16 protein-coding genes and 1 other RNA gene are annotated in these 17,436 nt (G+C 56.1%); 11 read left to right on the top strand and 6 right to left on the bottom strand.

The genetic code is table 11. The features are described from left to right. Positions 1 to 10 precede the first annotated feature (10 nt). The 3 genes from fbaA (at position 11) to argO (ending at position 2,894) form a co-directional block, all read left to right on the top strand. Positions 11 to 1,090, top strand: a complete 1,080-nt coding sequence (gene fbaA, locus HA50_RS16100; protein WP_084876575.1) for a class II fructose-bisphosphate aldolase — start codon at positions 11 to 13, stop codon at positions 1,088 to 1,090. Positions 1,091 to 1,278: 188 nt separating this feature from the next. Next, entirely contained in the window at positions 1,279 to 2,154 is an 876-nt protein-coding gene (gene mscS, locus HA50_RS16095; protein WP_084876574.1) for a small-conductance mechanosensitive channel MscS, read from the top strand. A 116-nt stretch (positions 2,155 to 2,270) separates the two neighbouring features. Then, a complete protein-coding gene (gene argO / locus HA50_RS16090; protein WP_084876573.1) occupies positions 2,271 to 2,894 on the top strand; it encodes an arginine exporter ArgO in 624 nt (207 codons plus the stop codon). On the opposite strand, the gene HA50_RS16085 is transcribed toward argO, so the two are convergent. Next, positions 2,873 to 5,149, bottom strand: coding sequence for an FAD-dependent oxidoreductase (locus HA50_RS16085; RefSeq protein ID WP_084876572.1), 2,277 nt, complete (start codon positions 5,147 to 5,149; stop codon positions 2,873 to 2,875). The genes argO and HA50_RS16085 overlap by 22 nt on opposite strands. A gap of 59 nt (positions 5,150 to 5,208) precedes the next feature. Here HA50_RS16085 and HA50_RS16080 point away from each other — a divergent pair, with 59 nt between their 5' ends. Next, positions 5,209 to 5,907, top strand: a complete 699-nt coding sequence (locus HA50_RS16080; RefSeq protein WP_084876571.1) for an IclR family transcriptional regulator — start codon at positions 5,209 to 5,211, stop codon at positions 5,905 to 5,907. On the opposite strand, the gene HA50_RS16075 is transcribed toward HA50_RS16080, so the two are convergent. After that, complete coding sequence (locus tag HA50_RS16075; RefSeq protein ID WP_084876570.1) at positions 5,894 to 7,201, bottom strand: MFS transporter; 1,308 nt, start codon at positions 7,199 to 7,201, stop codon at positions 5,894 to 5,896. The two genes, HA50_RS16080 and HA50_RS16075, sit on opposite strands and share 14 nt — an antisense overlap. 218 nt (positions 7,202 to 7,419) lie before the next feature. Between HA50_RS16075 and HA50_RS16070 the strand changes: the two genes are divergently transcribed. Beyond that, complete coding sequence (locus tag HA50_RS16070) at positions 7,420 to 8,148, top strand: oxidative stress defense protein (protein WP_084876569.1); 729 nt, start codon at positions 7,420 to 7,422, stop codon at positions 8,146 to 8,148. A 31-nt stretch (positions 8,149 to 8,179) separates the two neighbouring features. On the opposite strand, the gene HA50_RS16065 is transcribed toward HA50_RS16070, so the two are convergent. Next, a complete protein-coding gene (locus tag HA50_RS16065; protein ID WP_084876568.1) occupies positions 8,180 to 9,085 on the bottom strand; it encodes a LysR family transcriptional regulator ArgP in 906 nt (301 codons plus the stop codon). Positions 9,086 to 9,244: 159 nt separating this feature from the next. Between HA50_RS16065 and rpiA the strand changes: the two genes are divergently transcribed. Beyond that, positions 9,245 to 9,904 (top strand): ribose-5-phosphate isomerase RpiA, encoded by a 660-nt coding sequence (rpiA, locus tag HA50_RS16060; protein WP_084876567.1) that lies wholly within the window; start codon positions 9,245 to 9,247, stop codon positions 9,902 to 9,904. Positions 9,905 to 10,183: 279 nt separating this feature from the next. Further along, positions 10,184 to 11,422, top strand: coding sequence for a phosphoglycerate dehydrogenase (gene serA / locus HA50_RS16055; protein ID WP_084876566.1), 1,239 nt, complete (start codon positions 10,184 to 10,186; stop codon positions 11,420 to 11,422). A 52-nt stretch (positions 11,423 to 11,474) separates the two neighbouring features. On the opposite strand, the gene HA50_RS16050 is transcribed toward serA, so the two are convergent. From HA50_RS16050 to zapA, 3 genes are all read right to left on the bottom strand, one after another. Then, positions 11,475 to 12,065: a 5-formyltetrahydrofolate cyclo-ligase gene (locus HA50_RS16050; RefSeq protein ID WP_084876565.1), complete on the bottom strand. Its 591-nt coding sequence runs from the start codon at positions 12,063 to 12,065 to the stop codon at positions 11,475 to 11,477. A 76-nt stretch (positions 12,066 to 12,141) separates the two neighbouring features. Next, a non-coding RNA gene (gene ssrS / locus HA50_RS16045) (6S RNA) lies at positions 12,142 to 12,325 on the bottom strand. A 39-nt stretch (positions 12,326 to 12,364) separates the two neighbouring features. After that, on the bottom strand, positions 12,365 to 12,694 hold the full coding sequence (gene zapA / locus HA50_RS16040; RefSeq protein WP_084876564.1) for a cell division protein ZapA: 330 nt from the start codon (positions 12,692 to 12,694) through the stop codon (positions 12,365 to 12,367). Positions 12,695 to 12,864: 170 nt separating this feature from the next. On the opposite strand from zapA, the gene HA50_RS16035 reads away from it, so the two are divergent. From HA50_RS16035 to ubiI, 4 genes are read left to right on the top strand one after another with little or no spacing between them, the layout of a single operon-like run. After that, a complete protein-coding gene (locus tag HA50_RS16035; RefSeq protein WP_084876563.1) occupies positions 12,865 to 13,446 on the top strand; it encodes a YecA/YgfB family protein in 582 nt (193 codons plus the stop codon). A gap of 51 nt (positions 13,447 to 13,497) precedes the next feature. Further along, positions 13,498 to 14,820, top strand: a complete 1,323-nt coding sequence (gene pepP, locus HA50_RS16030) for a Xaa-Pro aminopeptidase (RefSeq protein ID WP_084876562.1) — start codon at positions 13,498 to 13,500, stop codon at positions 14,818 to 14,820. Continuing rightward, the gene (gene ubiH / locus HA50_RS16025) at positions 14,817 to 15,995 is read left to right on the top strand and encodes a 2-octaprenyl-6-methoxyphenyl hydroxylase (protein ID WP_084876561.1); all 1,179 of its coding nucleotides are present in this window, start codon (positions 14,817 to 14,819) and stop codon (positions 15,993 to 15,995) included. The genes pepP and ubiH overlap by 4 nt, the downstream gene beginning before the upstream one ends. 20 nt (positions 15,996 to 16,015) lie before the next feature. After that, on the top strand, positions 16,016 to 17,218 hold the full coding sequence (gene ubiI / locus HA50_RS16020) for an FAD-dependent 2-octaprenylphenol hydroxylase (RefSeq protein ID WP_084876560.1): 1,203 nt from the start codon (positions 16,016 to 16,018) through the stop codon (positions 17,216 to 17,218). Positions 17,219 to 17,436: the final 218 nt, after the last annotated feature.

Here is a 17,436-nt window from a genome sequence, read left to right as displayed (position 1 = left end):
GGACACAACCATGTCTAAAATTTTTGATTTCGTAAAACCCGGCGTTGTCACTGGTGACGACGTTCAGAAAATCTTCAAAGTGGCGAAAGAGAACAAATTCGCCCTGCCAGCAGTGAACTGCGTCGGCACGGATTCCATCAACGCGGTACTGGAAGCGGCAGCGAAAGTGAAATCGCCGGTCATCGTTCAGTTCTCCAATGGTGGTGCTGCCTTCATCGCCGGTAAAGGTTACAAAACCGACAAACCGCAGGGCGCGGCAATTGCCGGTGCTATCGCCGGTGCGCATCACGTGCATCTGATGGCTGAACTGTATGGCGTGCCGGTTATCCTGCACACTGACCACTGCGCGAAAAAACTGCTGCCGTGGATCGACGGTCTGCTGGACGCGGGTGAAGCACACTTCGCCAAAACCGGTAAACCGCTGTTCTCTTCTCACATGATCGACCTGTCTGAAGAGTCACTGGAAGAAAACATCGAGATCTCCAGCAAATACCTGACTCGCATGGCGAAACTGGGTATGACCCTGGAAATCGAACTGGGCTGCACCGGCGGCGAAGAAGATGGTGTGGACAACAGCCACATGGACGCTTCTGCCCTGTACACCCAGCCGCAGGACGTAGATTACGCGTACACCGAGCTGAGCAAAATCAGCCCGCGTTTCACCATCGCTGCCTCCTTCGGTAACGTACACGGCGTGTACAAGCCGGGTAACGTGAAACTGACCCCGACCATCCTGCGTGATTCTCAGAAATACGTCAGCGAAAAACACGGTCTGCCGCATAACGCGCTGGATTTCGTGTTCCACGGTGGTTCAGGTTCTTCTGCTGCGGAAATCGAAGAATCTATCAGCTACGGCGTGATCAAGATGAACATCGATACCGACACCCAATGGGCAACCTGGGACGGTATTCTGCAGTACTACAAAAAGAACGAAGACTATCTGCAAGGCCAGCTGGGTAACCCGAACGGCGTAGATAGCCCGAACAAGAAATACTACGATCCGCGTGTATGGCTGCGCTCTGCTCAGGCGTCCATGGTGGTTCGTCTGGAACAGGCTTTCAAAGAACTGAACGCTATCGACGTGCTGTAATTTTTACTTACAGTACAAAAAAGGCCCGAAAGGGCCTTTTTTTACGCATTATTTTCGGAATATTCAGTAAATTCAGACCACCTTTGGCGCTCATCCCCATTATTGTTTACCCTTGTACACGGGAGTGTCGGATTCATTCTGGCAGTTTTTGTTCTTTCCTGCGGGAAACTCAACAACAGGGCTAACAAATGGAAGATTTAAATGTCGTTGACGGCATTAACAACGCGAGCGGATGGCTGGTACGTAATCAGGAGCTGATCCTGAGCTATGTCGTCAATATTGTCGCGGCGATTGCCATCATCATCATCGGGATGATTGTGGCGCGCGTGATTTCTAACACCATCAACCGGGTGCTGGTGGCGCGCCATATCGATGCCACCGTGGCTGACTTCCTTTCGGCGCTGGTGCGCTACGGCATCATCGCTTTCACCATTATCGCCGCGCTGGGGCGCGTGGGTGTGCAGACGGCTTCGGTTATCGCCGTACTGGGTGCCGCCGGTTTGGCCGTAGGTCTGGCGTTACAGGGGTCGCTGTCTAACCTCGCCGCTGGCGTTCTGCTGGTGACCTTCCGTCCGTTCCGTACTGGTGAATTTGTCGATCTCGGCGGTGTGACGGGGACGGTACAGAACGTGCAGATCTTCTCCACCACCATGAAAAGCGCCGATGGCAAAATCGTCGTGGTGCCCAACGGTAAGATCATTGCCGGTAACATCGTCAACTATTCCCGTGAACCCATTCGCCGTAACGAGTTTATTATCGGCGTGGCTTACGATGCCGATGTGGACCAGGTGATTGCGCTGCTGAAAGAAGTGACCGAAGCCGACGAGCGCGTGCTGAAGGATATGGGGATTCAGATCGGCCTGAACGAGCTGGCGGCTTCCTCGCTCAACTTTGTGGTGCGTTGCTGGAGCAAAAGCAGCGACCTGCAAAACGTCTACTGGGATCTGCTGAAAAACTACAAACGCACGCTTGATGCGCATGGTATCGGCATCCCTTATCCGCAGATGGATGTGCATTTCCATCAGGTGAAAAGTGACGCTGCGGTAGCCGAGCGCGCGGAATAATCGTCCTGCCAGGTCATTAGCAGTTTTGCTAATGACCTATTAAATCTTTCCATTTCCTCTAATACTCACCTCTCTCTATACTTCACGTCATCGCCACTGTTGATGGGAAAAATTACGTGTTATCTGTTTATTTACAAGGGCTTGCTCTTGGGGCGTCGCTTATTCTGCCGTTAGGCCCGCAAAACGCATTTGTGATGAATCAGGGCATTAAGCGTCATTATCATCTGATGACGGCGGCCCTCTGTACCCTGAGTGATATCGCGCTGATTTGCGGCGGGATTTTTGGTGGCAGCGCCTTGCTCAACCAGTCGCCTTTATTACTGATGCTGATCACCTGGGCCGGAGTCGCTTTTCTGACCTGGTATGGCTGGGGTGCGCTGCGCAATGCCTGGCAGGGTGATGTGTCGCTGGCATCGACAGAAGTCATGAAACAGGGACGCTGGCGCATTATCGCCACCATGCTGGCGGTCACCTGGCTCAATCCGCATGTTTATATCGATACGTTTGTGGTGCTGGGCAGCCTGGGTGGACAGCTACCGTCCGCAGAAGCGCGGCGCTGGTTTGCGCTGGGCAGCGTCAGTGCCTCGGTTATCTGGTTTTTTGGCCTGGCACTGCTGGCGGCCTGGCTCTCCCCGCGGCTGCGCACCGTGCGGGCGCAGCGCATCATCAATCTGCTGGTGGGATCGGTGATGTGGGTGATTGCCTTCCAACTGGCGCGTCAGGGCATTGCCAACTGGTGATGCAGATGCAAACCGTAGAGTGCGGGTACCGCACCGGCACTGGCAAGCAGCTCAAGGCGTATCTGCCGGAAACTTACCCCCGGCGGTAGCGCGTGATGGCAGAGGGAATGATGGTTGTCCCTGACCTCTGCCAGCAACATCTCATCCAGCCACAGACGATAATGGGTGGTGCAGTGCGGTGTTACCGCCTGCGCGTGGCCCATCTGTACCGTCTCCATCGCGTGGTCAAAATCGTTATCAAACAGCAGCGTGAGCTGGCTGGCTTGCTGGGGTTGATCCCATTGCCAGCTAACCGCAGGCGCGGCATCGTCCAGCGCCGGAACCCAGCCGTTGGTGTGGCTTTCCGGTCGCAGCTTGCCATTCAGCAGATAGTCGCGATGCCACAGTTGCAGCGGTGCCTCAAGGCTAAAGGCGAAAAGTATCTGCTGCGGCGCGCGGCGCGGCAGCCAGAAATCAAACTCATCAACACCATAATCGCCATCATTAACCTGACGCGTCCGCTTCGCCACGCGCGGGTTCAGGCTGTTGAACACCATCATCACCCCCGGCAACTGCACACGCGTCAGGGCAACCTCAATCGCCGGGTTTTCTGCGAAGGCAATCATCAGATAACGATCGCAATCGGCGCGGTAAGCAAAATCCAGCCGATACTCGCCCTGATCGTTAACCAACAGGGTCTGGCTGACCAGTTGCCGATCGCCGCAGGTATTGGCCGGGTTTTCACTGGTCAGCAACGACACCTGTAACGACTGTTTTTGTGCTGCACGTAAATGTACCCTCAGCGCTGGCAAGCGCTCACCGGCCTTCAGCGGCAGCAGCAGCGCACAGCGTGATTTCAATGCATGCCACCCGCCGTCAGCGGGCAGGGTAGTGAGCTGGAGGGTGCTGCTGACCGCGATTTTTGCCGCGCCTGCCGGGCTGAGCAACTGCTGGCGTGGAATATACGCCCCCTGACGCAGCAATTGTTGCTGCAACTGGCCGATACGCTCAGGCGCGGCCAACTGGGCCGGGGTGAGTTGCTGCTGCTGGCAAAGCGCCGCCGCATGTCCTACTACTTCCCCGAGCACACCGCAGGTACACATTACGCGGGCGCTGCCGAACGCCACATGGGTGGCGGAGATCAGGCGGCCAGTCAGCAGCAAATTATCCAGTGACTGGCTATAAAGCGCACGGAACGGGATGGTGTAGGTGCCTTTACTGTGGAACTGACGGCAGCCCTCATGTTCGCTGTAGACGCCATCAGCGGGGTGCAAATCAATCGACCAGCCGCCATAGGCCACCGCATCATAATGATCCCGCTGTTCGACAATATCCTGCTGGCATAGCAAGGCCTCTCCGAGAAAGCGGCGGCTCTCCCGTTTACCCGGGATTAAGCCGACCCACTCAATGGTCATGGTATCGGCATCGGGAAATTCACCGGAGTTTTTGATGTAGTCCCACACCCCCCAGACGATTTTCCACAGTTCCCATTTGATGGTTTCACTCTCATGTACCGTATCAAGCCGCCCACCCCATTCCAGCCACCACAGATCGCAGCCATTCAGTTCCGAGGTCAGGCGTTTGTAGCGCGGAATCGCCTGGATATCCTGCAAGGCGAAGCTGGGGGCAACAAAGCGCACCGGCTGTGTGGTGCGTTTGGTGTAGAAGTAAATCGAGTGACCGAGTTTATGGCCGAAATGTTCGCCGGGAGCCATCTTCTCACCGAATTCTTCCACCGATTCGGCCCCGACGCGATGCGCCGCCCCGGCCAGATAGCCGAGTACACCGTCACCGCTGGCATCGATAAACTGCCGGGCGCTGACAAAATAGCGCGTCTGGTTGATGGCGTTGAAGGCGTGCACCGCCTCAATTTGCCGTCCTGACTTTTCGATCTCGCTGACCGTGGTGTTGAGCAACAAGGTCAGGCCGGGTTGTGCCTGCACCAAATCCAGCAGCACCATATCGAACAGCACCGGGTTGCCTTCTTTATTACGCCACAGATTCTCCTCCATGATCTCGCCCATTATGCCGCCTTCCCGCGCCCAGCGATTGTTGTTACCCATGTGCGAGGTCGCACCATTGGCCCACAGGCGAACCTCACTGGAGGCATTGCCGCCCAGCACCGGGCGATCCTGGATCAACACCACCTGCAAGCCATCACGCGCAGCAGCCAGCGCTGCGCAAACGCCTGCCAGGCCGCCGCCAGCAATCAATACATCGGCTTGCAATGTCTGCTGTGGGAACGCACGGGCAGGCTGAGAAGAGAAGATTTGCATCATTTCATTCCTGTAGCTCTGAAGCTAAGATTAAATTTTTGACCGCCACAGGGTGACTTATGTCTTCTCAACCCAATCAAAGCCTGATTGACGGTATTCGCTGTCTGCAATATCTGGTCTCCAGTGGCAAAGCCGTTGGCTGTCGCGAGTTGGCGCGCCAGATGGGGATGAACAGCACGCGGGTAAACCGCCTGCTGATGACCATGGCCGCCATCGGCCTGACGATGCAGGACGAACATCGTCGCTATTTGCCCGGACCGGGTGTTCACGCACTGGCGGCGCAGGCGATTCGGGGTTCGTCGTTGTTTGCCCAGGCGCTGCCGCAGCTGGAAGCGCACGCACCGCGTGACATCGTGGTGGCATTGGGCGTGCTGTGGGAGGACCAGGTGATCTATATCTGGCACTCGGAGCCTGGCGAGCGCACCAGCACCAGCCAGGCGCTGGCGGGATTCCATATGCTGCCTGCCTGGCAGTCGGTGATTGGTGTCTCGCTGCTGGCGGCGGAAAGCGACGAAGCGCTGCGACCGCGTTTCAGTGATGAGCAATGGACGCAGCTGGCCCCGTTGCTGGCACGTAAACGGTCGCAGGATTACCTTATCTGGCATCGTGATGATGGCGAAGTGAGCATGGCGCAGCCGATTAACAACAACCGTGCGGCACTGGCTTTTGCCAAAATCTGGCAGACGGATGAAGCGCATCTCAGCCAGCGGCTGGCGCAGTTGCAGGCGCTGGCCCAGCGTATGATCAGTGCGCGCTGACATGGTCAATTTTCCCGACGATAAACAGATAGCTGGCGATACCGATGGCAGCCAGCACGGCGATAAAGGCCAGCGCCGGGGCAAAATTATCGCCATCAATTAACGCGCCAATGGCAATTGGCACCACAATCGAGGAAAGCGCACCGGTAAAGTTGAATACCCCTCCGGCGAGGCCAATCAAATGACGGGGGGCTAACGCGGTGACAAACACCCAGGTGATGGTGGCCAGGCCATTGCCAAAGAAGGCGACGGACATAAACAGTATGATCAGGCTCGCGTTGTCGGTGTAATTGGCCCCAAGGATAAACAGCGTCAGAAACAGCCCGAGGATCACCGGCAGTTTACGCGCCACGCTGGCAGAAACGCCGCGCCGCATCATGCGGTCGGAGGCGAATCCCGCCAGCAACACGCCGCAAAAGGCCGCAAAGTAGGGCACCGCCGCCACGTAGCCGCTCTTAATAAATCCCATATGGCGATATTCCACCAGGTAGGTCGGGAACCAGGTAAGAAAGAACCAGAAGGTGGCGGAGATGGTGAACTGGCCGATATAAATACCCACCAGTTTGCGGCTGCGAAACATTTGCGCCAGATCCTGCCAGCGGGCGCGCGGCTGGCTGGCATTTTGACGGCTTTCCAGCAGCGCGCCATTGCTGCGCAGATAATTCAATTCGGCATCCGAGACGCCTTTATGTTCCGTCGGTTCACGATAAAGCAGATACCACACCAGCGCCCAGATCATGCCTGCCACGCCGGTTATCAGAAACAATCCGCGCCAGCCAAACGCATCCTGCACATGGAACAACAGTGGCGTCATACAGGCGAGGCCGACAAACTGCGCCGAGGAATAAATACCAATGGCGGTGGCGCGTTCCTGTTCCGGGAACCAGCTGGAAATCACCCGGTTATTGGCAGGCATCACTGGCGCTTCAAACGCACCGACGCCAAGACGCAAACCAAACAGCGCGAGGAAGCCTCCGGCAAAGGCATGTAGCGTTGTCACCAGTGACCAGAGAAATAGCCCGACGCCGTATACCAGCCGTGCGCCGAGACGATCAATCAGAAAACCGCCGGGGATCTGCAATGCGGCGTAAATCCAGCCAAAGGCAGAGAAGATCAGCCCCATTTCCAGCGGAGTGAAATGCAGTTCGCCCACTATCGCAGTGGCGGCGACGGACAAATTGGTGCGATCCATGTAATTGATGATGATGTTGATAAACACCAGACCCAGCATCAGAAAGCGGGTGCGTCCGGCGCGGATGCCTGCGGTCGTCTGGGCTATTGGCTGCTCTGTCATCGTGAAACTCTCCTGGAGGTCAGAGTGTTTCTTTAATAGAAACACTTGTGCAGAAATTCAGCGAATAAACATCGGTTATTTTGTGATCGCGGAGACGATAAAACAGCAGAGTGCCCGAACTTTTAGCAGAATCAAAACTCAGACCATCACGCATGGTAATGTGTAGCGGGCTTCGCCATAGTGGCGGCCTTAGAACTGACCCTTCAAGGAGGACTTCCGTGAAACTGAAAGCACTGGCGCTGGCCGCCGTAATGAGCGCAGGCGCATTGCCTGGTATGGTTCTGGCAGGTGAATTGCCGAACGGACCGCATGTGGTCACCTCAGGACAGGCCAGCGTGGAGGCCCGTCCGGATATCGCTACCCTTTCGATTGTGGTGAATGTTTCATCGAAAGATGCGGCAGATGCGAAAAAACAAGCCGACAGCCGTGTCGCGCAATATTTTGATTTCCTGCAAAAAAATGGCATCGAGAAGAAAGATATTGATGCCGCTAATCTCAGCACCCAGCCAGAGTACGATTACACCAAAGAGGGTAAATCGGTGCTGAAAGGCTATCGCGCGGTGCGTCAGGTGCAGGTGACGTTGCGTCAGCTGGAGAAGCTAAATGAATTGCTGGATGGCGCGCTGAAATCCGGCCTGAACGAAATCCGTGCCGTGGACCTCGGTGTGGCCCACCCGGAAACCTATAAAGATCAGGCGCGTAAAGCGGCAATCGCCAATGCGACGCAGCAGGCGGCGGCGCTGGCAGAAGGCTTTAACGCCAAACTGGGTCCGGTGTATAGCATCCGTTATCACGTTGCTAACTACCAGCCGATGCCAATGGCGCGCATGTTTAAAGCCTCAGCCGCCGAAGCGGATACCTCAGCCCAGCAGACCTATGAGCAGCAGAGCATTCACTTTGACGATCAGGTGGATGTGGTGTTCGATATCAAACCGAACGCACAGTAAGAAGAAGGGGCGCTGCGGCGCCCCTGTTAGCTTATGCGGCCAGGTCGTCCTGGCGCAGTACGCGATGTCCGTGCGCAATCAGCGCGTCAGTCACGCGACGCATCAGACGGCTTTCCGGCGCGAAACGGTGCCAGTACAGCATCCGGCGCTGGTACAGACCGGGCGTCAAATCAACCAAATCCCCGCTCGCCAGCTCGCGCTCAATTTGCAGATGCGGGATCATACAGCAGGTCGAACCCTGGCGTGCCAGCTGCACGAAGGCTTCGGATGAGTTAACGATATGGCAGGGCACGCTGCCCGGCGACAGATCGAAATTCTGCTGCAAAAAAGCCTGATGCATATCATCCAGATGGTCAAAGGCGATAGCCGGTGCTTTCAGCAACGCGGAGCGGGTCACGCCATTGGGAAAGTAGCGGTCAGCAAATTCAGGTGAGGCCACGAACAGATAATCAAGCGCGCCCAACTGATCAACCAGGCAGCTCGGCAACGGCTGCGGCTGAATACTCACTGCGCCTACCACTTCGCCGCGACGTAAACGCTCCTGGGTGCGGGTTTCATCCTCAACCTGGATATTCAGGCGCACTGGCGAATCCGCCAGCACATCCTTCAGCGCGGGCAGCAACCAGGTTGCCAGACTGTCGGCGTTCACCGCCAGCGATAACAGCAGCGGCGTAGTGCCACCATTTTCATCACCCAGCCATTCTTCTTCCAGCAGCTCCACCTGATGTAATAACGCCAGCAGCTTCTGCCCCTGCTCAGTCGGACGCGGCGGCACGGTTCGTACCAGCAGCGGCTGGCCGAATAAATTCTCCAGCTGTTTAATACGCTGCGATACCGCCGATTGCGTAATGCAAAGTTTCTGCGCGGCGCGCTCAAAGCCGCGCTCACGAATCACAGCATCCAGCGCCTGAAGCGTTCGATAATCCGGGCGTTTCATTATTGTTCTCTCTCGTTCAGGGTGGAGGTTACTATGCCACAAAAACACAAAAGATGGTTTTTGTGGACTGAGTTACAAAGCTTTTAACGACCGCGCTTTTTTATGCCGCCTTGTTTTATACTACGCGCACCTCGTTGTCGCACAGGTTTTAAACATACCATGACCCAGGATGAACTGAAAAAAGCGGTAGGTTGGGCAGCACTGCAATATGTGCAGCCGGGCACCATTGTTGGCGTTGGCACCGGTTCAACCGCCGCCCACTTTATTGATGCTTTAGGCTCGATTAAGCATCAAATCGAGGGTGCGGTTTCCAGCTCGGAGGCCTCCACGCAGAAGCTGAAATCCCTTGGCATTCACGTATTTGATCTGAATGAAGTGGACTCGCTGTCGGTTTACGTTGATGGCGCTGATGAGATCAATCCACAGATGCAAATGATCAAAGGCGGCGGTGCCGCGCTGACGCGTGAGAAAATTGTCTCGGCGGTGGCCGAGAAATTTATCTGCATTGCGGATGCGTCGAAAGAAGTGGATGTGCTGGGCCACTTCCCGCTGCCGGTCGAAGTGATTCCTATGGCGCGTTCTTATGTGGCGCGTGAACTGGTGAAGCTCGGCGGCTTGCCGGAATACCGCCAGAACGTGCTGACTGATAACGGCAACATTATTCTCGACGTGCATAATCTTCGCATTCTCGACCCGATCGCGCTGGAAAAAGCCATCAACGCGCTGCCTGGCGTGGTGACCGTCGGGTTATTTGCGGCGCGTGGTGCGGATATCGCCCTGATCGGCACTGCCGATGGCGTAAAAACCATCAAAAAATGATCTGTCCGGCGCTCTCATCGCGCCGCTTATTTCCGTACGCAAAACATCTTTTCTTCGTATGCTGAAATTCGGTGACTTATGTCACAAAACAGTCATCAACAGCAGGTTCATTCTTCGCTCCGGGCGCATATCCCGATTTTGTACGGAATTGTGCTGCCCCAGCACTGACGCGTGCTGGGGCGGAGGCAATCGATTGTCTTGCTGCAATCGAATTTTTTGATATTTTGACAGAAGGCTGGCTTATGGCAGCCCTCGTTGAATTCTGAATAGGGTCGGGAAATGGCAGAGTTATCACTGGAAAAAGACAAGATTAAGTTCCTGCTGGTGGAAGGTGTCCATCAGAGCGCGCTGGATAATCTGCGTGCGGCAGGTTACACCAACATCGAATTCCACAAAGGTGCACTGGATGCGGAGACGCTGAAGTCCTCCATCCGCGATGCGCACTTCATTGGTATCCGTTCCCGTACCCAACTGACCGAAGAGATTTTTGCTGCGGCTGAGAAACTGGTCGCGGTAGGCTGCTTCTGTATCGGCACCAATCAGGTCAACCTGAATGCGGCGGCGAAACGTGGCGTGCCGGTGTTCAACGCTCCGTTCTCCAACACCCGTTCGGTGGCGGAGCTGGTGATTGGCGAAATGCTGCTGATGCTGCGTGGCATCCCGGAAGCGAACGCCAAAGCACATCGCGGTATCTGGAATAAAATTGCGTCGGGTTCTTACGAAGCGCGTGGCAAAAAGCTGGGCATCATTGGCTATGGCCACATCGGCATGCAGCTGGGCGTGCTGGCTGAGAGCCTCGGCATGCACGTGTTCTTCTACGATATCGAGAGCAAGCTGCCGCTGGGCAATGCGACCCAGGTGCGCCATCTGTCTGACCTGCTCAACATGAGCGATGTGGTCAGCCTGCATGTGCCAGAAACCCCGTCCACACAGAATATGATTAGCGCTGCTGAGCTGGCAATGATGAAGCCGGGTGCGCTGCTGATTAACGCCGCACGTGGTACGGTGATTGATATTCCGGCATTGTGCGAAGCCTTGTCGAACAAACACCTGGCGGGCGCGGCAATTGACGTGTTCCCGACTGAACCAGCGACCAACAGCGATCCGTTCAACTCACCGCTGTGTGAATTTGATAACGTGATTCTGACGCCGCATATCGGTGGTTCGACTCAGGAAGCGCAGGAAAACATCGGCCTGGAAGTGTCTGGCAAGCTGGCGAAGTATTCGGACAACGGTTCTACGCTGTCTGCGGTGAATTTCCCGGAAGTCTCACTGCCGATGCATGCTGCCAGCGCCAGTCGTCTGCTGCACATCCACGAAAACCGTCCGGGCGTGCTGACCGCTATCAACCAGATTTTTGCTGAGCAGGGCATCAACATTGCCGCCCAGTATCTGCAAACGTCTCCACTGATGGGTTATGTGGTTATCGATATCGACGCAGAGCAGGATGTAGCGGACAAAGCGCTGCAACTGATGAAGGCGATTCCGGGCACCATCCGCGCACGTCTGCTGTACTGATTTAACATCGCGCCGCGGCATGTATTTGTAGCGGCGCGATTTATCGCGCAAATCACCACTGCCACAGCTTTGACGGTGTAATCACCGCAGGCAAAGGCACATCCCATGCCGCTACCGGCAACGCTTCCACGCGCTGGCAATCATGCGCTATCCCGATGGGCAAAACTCGATGCTGCTGCCAGTTTTGCAGGGTACGATCGTAAAATCCTCCCCCCATACCCAGACGCTGACCGTTATGGTCGAACGCCACTAACGGCACCATAATCACGTCCAGTTGATCGAGCGTTGCCATGCGGGTGATATCCAGCGGTGGCTCGGGGATACGCAATTTATTCGGGCTAAGCGGGGTGTCTGGCGTATAACGCAGGAAGATCAGATTACCGGGGGCAAAGGGGTGCAGCACCGGCAGATACACCTGTTTTTTCTGTTGCCAGAGTTTCGCGATGAGCGGACGGGTATTCAGTTCGCCATCCACGGAAAGGAACACTGCGATGCGTTCGGCATTGGCAATCGGGGCAAAATTGATGGCGTGTTCAGCCAGCAAATCAGCTGCCTGTTCCTGCTGTTCTGCCGTGAGATTACGACGCAAATGGCGGACGTGTTGACGAATGTCTTGTCGGTCGCGTAGTGAGGGTTCAGACATGATATCCCCGGCAATGTCGGCTGTTGCCAGCCACTATATCACGCGTACCGGGGGATTACAGATGTGGAACTAAGTGGAGATCTCCGAGATGCCGCCGTAGGCTGTAACCCTTGAACCCTTGGTTCAAGGTGAATGTGCCGTCGCAACTATCAGGCTTCTCGGACGGACCGAGCATGCTCACAAGTTACGGAGCGCCACATTCTGTGGTAATGAAATATCGGCTCAGGGGACTGGCCCACATGCAAACATCTCAGAGAAAATTTACTTCACCGTTACTGTATCACGATAACCATGAAGTGTTATTCAAACTTTGTGCCCTGGCGATCAGTTATGCGACCTTGCTCAACTAATGCTTGTTCAATGGTCTGCTGCAGCATACGGATACGTTGTTCCATATTGGCTGCGTAGTCGCGCGTTTTACCTTTCTCTTGTGCCAGCTCGTGGCAAATGTTTAACGCGGCGATGAACACCAGCTGCTCTGTATTTGTGACTCTAGTGCGAACTTTTAAATCTTGCAACCGTTGATTGAGGTCCTCAGCTGCCAGATTCAGCGCATCTTGCTGTTCAGGCGGACAATTCACTCTCAATGAACGACCAAAAATCTGAATATCTACCGGTTGTGCAGACATGCCACCTTCCTGACTGATTACTTCGCCCGCATCTCCCTTAGCAGTCAATGGCTTGGGAGGTGCGCAACTATATAGACCCGCGTGATAAGTTACAACCCCTTTTCTGGAAACCCTGAGGCACCTGGTGGTAGCATAACACGAACTTATTCTGCCAACGACGACGAAAGCTTATGTCTTTACAGAACGCAACGCCCACTTACAACGCGCTGGCTACAGCGCTTTCCCAGCAGGGCGTGGGAATGACCCCGGCCGAAATGCACGGCCTGATTTGCGGCATCCTTTGTGGCGGCAACCAGGATAACAGCTGGAAGACGCTGGTGCACGATCTCACCAACGAAGGCATGGCTTTTTCGCAAAGCCTGTCACAGCCGTTACAGGCGTTACATGAAAGCCTGACCAGTACGCTGGATGAAGAAGGCTTCCTGTTTCAGCTGATGCTGCCTGACGATGATGACATTACGGTGTTCGATCGTGCCGATGCACTGGCAGGATGGGTAAACCATTTCCTGCTCGGCCTGGGTGTGACGCAACCGAAACTGGACAAAGTCACGGGCGAAACCGGTGAAGCGATTGATGACCTGCGCACCATCGCTCAACTGGGCTATGACGAAGATGAAGATCAGGAAGAACTCGAACAATCACTGGAAGAGGTGATTGAATACGTGCGTGTTGCCGCATTGCTGTGCCACGACACCTTCAACCAGCCGCAGCCACCCACTGCACCTGAAGTGAAGAAGCCAACGCTACACTAAGCGCGTCATTCCGGGTACTACCGTGCCCGCTTTTCAACAGGGAGTGCAAACATGATTACACTGGAAACCTTCCAGCAACGTCGTCAGGCGCTGATTGCCCGTATGGCGCCCGGTAGTGCCGCATTAATTTTTGCCGCGCCTGAAGTGACGCGCAGCAACGATAGCGAGTATTCCTTCCGCCAGAACAGCGATTTCTGGTATTTCACCGGCTTTAACGAGCCGCAGGCGTTGCTGGTGCTGATCAAAAGCGACGACACCCACAATCACAGCGTGCTGTTCAACCGCGTACGCGACCTCACCGCAGAAATCTGGTTTGGCCGTCGCCTTGGGCAGGAAGCGGCACCGGCGAAACTCGGTGTCGATCGCGCATTGCCGTGGGATGACATCGGTGAACAGCTGTATCAACTGCTGAATGGTCTTGATGTGGTATACCACGCGCAGGGGCTGTATGCCGAAGCTGACACGCTGGTATTCGGTGCGCTGGAGAAACTGCGTCGCGGCTTCCGTCAGAACCTGAGCGCCCCGGCTACCGTCACTGACTGGCGTCCGTGGGTACATGAGATGCGCCTGTTTAAAGGGCCGGAAGAGATTGCCATCCTGCGCCGCGCCGGTGAAATCAGCGCACTGGCGCATACCCGTGCGATGCAGGCTTGCCGTCCGGGGATGTTTGAATATCAGCTGGAAGGCGAAATCCACCACGAATTCAATCGCCATGGCGCACGTTTTCCTTCCTACAACACCATCGTCGGTTCCGGCGAAAACGGCTGCATCCTGCATTACACCGAAAACGAGTGTGAGATGCGTGATGGCGATTTGGTGCTGATCGATGCAGGTTGTGAATTTCACGGTTATGCCGGTGACATCACCCGTACTTTCCCGGTGAACGGTAAATTCAGCGAGCCACAGCGTGCCATTTACGACATCGTGCTGGCCTCGTTGTACAAAGCGCTGACGCTGTTCCGCCCAGGCATCAGCATCCATGATGTGAACGAGGAAGTGGTACGCATTATGGTGACTGGCCTGGTTGAACTGGGTGTGATGGAAGGCGAAGTGGACGCACTGATTGCGGAACAGGCGCATCGCCAGTTCTTTATGCACGGGCTGAGCCACTGGCTGGGGCTGGATGTGCACGACGTCGGCCATTATGGCACCCCAAGCCGCGACCGCATCCTGGAACCTGGCATGGTGCTGACCATCGAACCCGGTCTGTATATCGCGCCGGATGCCAAAGTCCCGGCACAGTATCGCGGTATCGGCATTCGTATTGAGGATGACATCGTGATCACTGCCGAAGGCAACGAGAATCTCACCGATAGCGTGGTGAAAGATGCCGACGCAATTGAAGCCTTAATGGCGGCGGCGCGTCAGGCATGACTATTCTGATTGCAGGCGGCGGCATGACCGGCGCCACGCTGGCACTGGCCATATCCCATCTGACGCAGGGAAAACTGCCGGTGACGCTGATTGAACGCAGCGAACCGGACAGCCGTGCTCATCCCGGATATGACGGACGCGCCATTGCGCTGGCGGCAGGGACCTGCCAGCAACTGGCGGAGATTGATCTGTGGCGTTCGTTGCAGGATTGCGCCACGCCGATCACCCGCGTCCATGTTTCTGACCGTGGTCATACCGGCTTTGTTTCGATGCAGGCGGCGGATTACCAGTTACCGGCACTGGGCCAGGTGGTGGAGCTGTTCGATGTCGGGCAACGCCTGTTCCAGCGGCTGAAAAGCGCACCGGGCGTGACGCTACGTTGCCCGGCGCATGTCACGGCGGTGTCACGCAGTGCTGATAGCGTGCAGGTCACGCTGGACAGTGGCGAACAGCTGGATGGTGCGCTGCTGGTGGCGGCAGACGGTTCCCGTTCACCGCTGGCGGCCTCCTGCGGCATCAGCTGGCAGCGGGAGGATTATCAGCAACTGGCGGTGATAGCCAATGTCACCACGCAGTTGCCGCATCAGGGACGCGCTTTCGAGCGCTTTACCGAACACGGTCCGCTGGCGCTGTTACCGATGTCGGGTAACCGCATGTCGCTGGTGTGGTGTCATCCGCTGGACGAGAAAGACAAGCTGGCGCAGTGGGATGACGCGACTTTTCTGCGCGAGCTGCAACAGGCGTTCGGCTGGCGGCTGGGGCGCTTCACCCACACCGGCCAGCGCGAAATTTACCCGCTGGCGTTACAAACCGCCGAGCGGCAGGTGGCGCACCGGCTGGCGCTGGTGGGCAATGCGGCGCAGACGCTGCATCCGATTGCCGGTCAGGGTTTTAACCTCGGCTTGCGTGATGTGATGTCGCTGGCGGAAACGCTGGCGAGTGCCTGGCGTCACCAGCAGGATCCCGGCAGTTATGCGGTACTCCATCATTTTGCCGCCCGACGCCAACCGGATCGTGCGGCGACCATTGGCGTGACCGATGGTCTGGTACGATTATTTGCTAACCGTTATGCCACGCTGGTGGCAGGACGAAATCTTGGGCTGGTGGCAATGGACCATCTGCCGTGGCTGCGAAACCCCCTTGCCGCGCGGACGCTCGGCTGGGTAAAACGTTAAGCATGAATTAAGGGGCAGCAATGCAAACTTTTGATGTGGCTATCGCTGGCGGTGGCATGGTCGGACTGGCCGTTGCCTGCGGGCTGCAAGGCAGTGGATTGCGCGTTGCGGTGCTGGAGAAGGCGGCAGAGCCGCGATTTGATCCGCAAGCTGCGCCATCGATCCGCGTATCGGCGATCAATGCAGCCAGTGAACGCTTGCTGCAAAAGCTCGATGTCTGGTCAACGATTCTGGCATTGCGCGCCAGCGCTTATCACGGCATGGAAGTGTGGGATCAGGACAGTTTTGGCAGCATCAGTTTTGATGATGAGCAGCAGGGCTTAGCCCACCTCGGCCATATCATTGAAAATCCAGTGATTCATAGCGCATTGTGGCAGCGCGCCAGCCAGTGCAGCGATATTACGTTGCTGGCTCCGGCGCAGTTGCAGCAGGTGGCTTTTGGCGACAACGAAGCCTTTATCACCCTGCAGGATGGCAGCATGATGAGCGCCCGTCTGTTGATTGCTGCCGATGGTGCCAACTCCTGGCTGCGTGACAAAGCCGATATCCCGATCACTTTCTGGGATTACGATCATCACGCGCTGGTGGCGAATATCCGCACTGATCTGCCGCACGATGCGGTGGCGCGCCAGGTGTTCCACGGTGACGGCATTCTGGCATTTTTGCCGATGCAGGACCCGCATCTGAGTTCGATTGTCTGGTCGCTGTCTCCTCAGGAAGCCACGCGTTTGCAGGATATGCCGGAAGCGCTGTTCAATCAGCAGCTTTCTGTGGCTTTCGATATGCGCCTTGGTTTGTGCCAGGTGGAGAGCGAGCGCAAAACTTTCCCACTGATGGCTCGCTATGCGCGTAATTTTGCGGCACATCGGCTGGCGCTGGTGGGCGATGCGGCCCATACCATCCATCCGCTGGCCGGGCAGGGGGTTAACCTCGGCTTTATGGATGCCGCCGAACTGATCGGTGAAATCCGCCGCCTGCACAGCGAGGGCAAGGATATTGGGCAGCACCTGTATCTGCGACGTTATGAACGCAGCCGCAAACATAGCGCGGCGTTGATGCTGGCGGGTATGCAGGGTTTCCGTGAACTTTTTGCCGGAAGTAATCCAGCGAAAAAATTCCTGCGTGACGTCGGCCTGAAACTGGCGGATACCCTGCCAGGGGTCAAACCGATGATGCTGAAGCAGGCTATGGGGCTGAATGATATCCCCGGCTGGCTGCGCTAACCTTCTATAAATCTGCACAAATTCCGTAACGGCGCGCTTTATCGCGCCGTTACGATCACTGCTCAATGACACCATTAATCCCCGCTTGCACCATCATGATGCAGGCGCGCCCTCTTTTTGCGCCTCGTTTGATTTATTCTAATTTTACGCTGGAATTCGCATTATATTTTCTCATGTCAAAGAGGTTTTTTGCTGGGGCTATTTGCCCGCTCATGGCG

Source organism: Pantoea cypripedii, assembly GCF_002095535.1.
GTDB classification, from domain to species: domain Bacteria; phylum Pseudomonadota; class Gammaproteobacteria; order Enterobacterales; family Enterobacteriaceae; genus Pantoea; species Pantoea cypripedii.
The sequence above is the reverse complement of the archived record's forward strand: the minus strand, read 5'-3'. Positions and strand labels throughout refer to the sequence as shown.

Bases quoted from the DNA above. Each gene is read 5' to 3' on its own strand.
- serA (WP_084876566.1), top strand. From the start codon at position 10,184: ATGGCAGAGTTATCACTGGAAAAAGACAAGATTAAGTTCCTGCTGGTG.
- ubiH (WP_084876561.1), top strand. From the start codon at position 14,817: ATGACTATTCTGATTGCAGGCGGCGGCATGACCGGCGCCACGCTGGCA.
- HA50_RS16065 (WP_084876568.1), bottom strand. From the start codon at position 9,085: ATGAAACGCCCGGATTATCGAACGCTTCAGGCGCTGGATGCTGTGATT.
- HA50_RS16075 (WP_084876570.1), bottom strand. From the start codon at position 7,201: ATGACAGAGCAGCCAATAGCCCAGACGACCGCAGGCATCCGCGCCGGA.
- ubiI (WP_084876560.1), top strand. From the start codon at position 16,016: ATGCAAACTTTTGATGTGGCTATCGCTGGCGGTGGCATGGTCGGACTG.
- rpiA (WP_084876567.1), top strand. From the start codon at position 9,245: ATGACCCAGGATGAACTGAAAAAAGCGGTAGGTTGGGCAGCACTGCAA.
- HA50_RS16035 (WP_084876563.1), top strand. From the start codon at position 12,865: ATGTCTTTACAGAACGCAACGCCCACTTACAACGCGCTGGCTACAGCG.
- pepP (WP_084876562.1), top strand. From the start codon at position 13,498: ATGATTACACTGGAAACCTTCCAGCAACGTCGTCAGGCGCTGATTGCC.
- HA50_RS16085 (WP_084876572.1), bottom strand. From the start codon at position 5,149: ATGCAAATCTTCTCTTCTCAGCCTGCCCGTGCGTTCCCACAGCAGACA.
- zapA (WP_084876564.1), bottom strand. From the start codon at position 12,694: ATGTCTGCACAACCGGTAGATATTCAGATTTTTGGTCGTTCATTGAGA.
- mscS (WP_084876574.1), top strand. From the start codon at position 1,279: ATGGAAGATTTAAATGTCGTTGACGGCATTAACAACGCGAGCGGATGG.
- fbaA (WP_084876575.1), top strand. From the start codon at position 11: ATGTCTAAAATTTTTGATTTCGTAAAACCCGGCGTTGTCACTGGTGAC.
- HA50_RS16080 (WP_084876571.1), top strand. From the start codon at position 5,209: ATGTCTTCTCAACCCAATCAAAGCCTGATTGACGGTATTCGCTGTCTG.
- HA50_RS16050 (WP_084876565.1), bottom strand. From the start codon at position 12,065: ATGTCTGAACCCTCACTACGCGACCGACAAGACATTCGTCAACACGTC.